The sequence below is a fragment of the Nonomuraea deserti genome (assembly GCF_004348685.1).
Classification (GTDB): Bacteria; Actinomycetota; Actinomycetes; order Streptosporangiales; family Streptosporangiaceae; genus Nonomuraea; species Nonomuraea deserti.
The window spans coordinates 1-1,700 of sequence record NZ_SMKO01000396.1 but is presented as its reverse complement, the minus strand read 5'-3'; the positions used below and the strand labels follow the sequence as shown (position 1 = coordinate 1,700).

The window sequence follows — 1,700 nt, the reverse complement described above, 5'->3', positions numbered from 1 at the left end:
CACCAGGCAACAACGCGGGAACCTCACCAGACCAATCACCCTCCGCCAACCACTCCAACAACCCCCCATACGCCCCGAACATCGCATCCAACACCCCCGGCGCGAACAACTCCTCCACCGCGTCCCATCGGACCAGCAGTTCGCCGTCGATCTCGCCCACCTGGCTGTCCAGCCAGACCTGCGGGGTCTGCGACACGCCCCAGACCTGTTCGGCGAAAGACGGCCCGCCCATGCCCTCGCCACCGACCCCGAGCGTGCTGGTGAACACCACCGGCATGGTCATCTCGATCGCGGCGTTCCGCCTGGCCAGCTCGCGCATCACCCAGACCGCCGAGACCTCGCCGTGCTCCAGGCCGCGCCAGACCTCTTCCTGGAGCTTGCGGGCTCCGTCCAGCCAGCCGGCGCCCTGCCGGTAGCCGACGAGCAGCAGCGAGGTGAAGTCGCCGAGCACGCGGTGGATGTCGGGGTGGACCTCGCGCCGGTCGAACAGCGTGAGGTTGAGCGTCAGCTCCTTCTGGGCGCTCCATGTGCCCAGAACCTCGCCGAACGCCGCCGCCAGCACGGTGGCCGGGGTGAGCTCGTACCGGCGGGCCAGCTCGGTGATCGCCCGCCACCGGGCGGCGGGCAGCCGGAGCTCGCGCCGGGCGAACCTGGGCCGGCCGATCAGCGCAGGGTCGACGCGGAGCGGCAGCTGCGGGGCGGGCGGCAGCTCGGGGAGCCGGGCCGCCCAGTATTCCTTGGCCGTCTCGAAGACGGCGGGATCGGGGTCCTGGGCGAGCAGGTAGTCGCGGAACGACACCCCGATCGGCGGCAGGATGGTGTCAGGGTCGTGGTAGAGCTGGTCGAGCTCGGCGAAGAAGACCATCATGCTCAGCGCGTCCACGATGATGTTGTCGAAGCTGACGCCGAGCCGCACCCCGCCTTCGTGGCGTACGGCCCGCGCGTCGAACAGCGGCCACGCCGACACGTCGAGCACCTGGTGCGACATCTGCTCGCGCATGGCCTCGACGCTGTCGACGGCGGCGACGGTGAAGCGCGGCACCTCGGGCAGGATGCGCTGGAGCCCGTCCTGGTCGAAGACGGCGCGCAGCATCTCGTGCCGCTCGATCAGCAGGTTCCACGCGGTTTCCAGCCGGTCGAGGTCGATGTCGCCGTCGAACTCGGTGTAGAAGTGGCAGCCGACGCCGCCGAGCGTGAAGTGCTCGGCCCGGCCGAGCCAGTAGGCCCGCTGCACCTCGGTGGGCGGGAACGGGTCGTGCCGGTGCGCCACGTCCGGGGCGAGCGCGGGGACCGGCGCGGCCGCCTCGCCGAGGGTGAGGGTGGCCGCGAAGTCCGCCAGCACCGGCGTCTGGAACAGCACACTCAGCCTGGCGTCGGTGACGCCTTCCGCGCGCAGCCGGGCGATCATGCGGGTGGCGAGCAGCGAGTCGCCGCCCAGGGTGAAGAAGTTGTCGGTACGTCGCACGGCGGGACGTTCGAGCAGGTCGGCCCAGATGGTGGCGAGCACGGTCTCGGCGGGGCCGACGGGCGGCTCGTGCTCCGTGGTCTCCGGGATGTCGGCGACGAGTGCGGTGAGCGCGGATCTGTCGATCTTGCCGTTGGCGGTCAGCGGCAGCTCGTCCAGCACCGTGATCGCCGGCGGGATCGCGTATCCCGGTAACCGGTCGGCCAGGAACGAGCGCAACTCCCCCGCATCCACA

At 70.9% G+C, this 1,700-nt stretch carries 1 protein-coding gene; it reads right to left on the bottom strand.

All coding sequences use genetic code 11. The features are described from left to right. The coding region (locus E1292_RS50295; RefSeq protein ID WP_246091067.1) for a condensation domain-containing protein at positions 1-1,700 on the bottom strand (1,700 nt) is incomplete at both ends.